Annotated in this window: 1 pseudogene; it reads right to left on the reverse strand. The window is 74.5% G+C overall.

The annotated features are described in order from the left end of the window. Positions 1 to 235, reverse strand: a pseudogene (locus tag ACQG3P_RS23850) (alpha/beta fold hydrolase); the annotation flags it as partial.

Raw genomic sequence — 235 nt, forward strand, 5'->3', positions numbered from 1 at the left:
TTGCCGGGCAGGCGCACCGCCGCCAGGCTGGCTGGCAGGTCCTGCTCGAGGATGTCCCGATAGCCCCAATCCTGCGTGCGCGCCGGGCGCAGGCTGCTGCTGCCGTTGCCGCGCCACGCGTGCAGGAACACGCTGATGCCGCATGCCGCCAGTGCATCGGCGAACGCCTGGGACTTGCGCGCCGACACGCCCAGCGCCGGCAGCCACAGCAGCTGCGCGCGCGGCTGCGCGGGCA

Origin of the sequence: Stenotrophomonas sp. SrG, from assembly GCF_050031795.1 — a bacterium.
In the GTDB taxonomy this organism is placed as follows: Bacteria; Pseudomonadota; Gammaproteobacteria; order Xanthomonadales; family Xanthomonadaceae; genus Stenotrophomonas; species Stenotrophomonas rhizophila_A.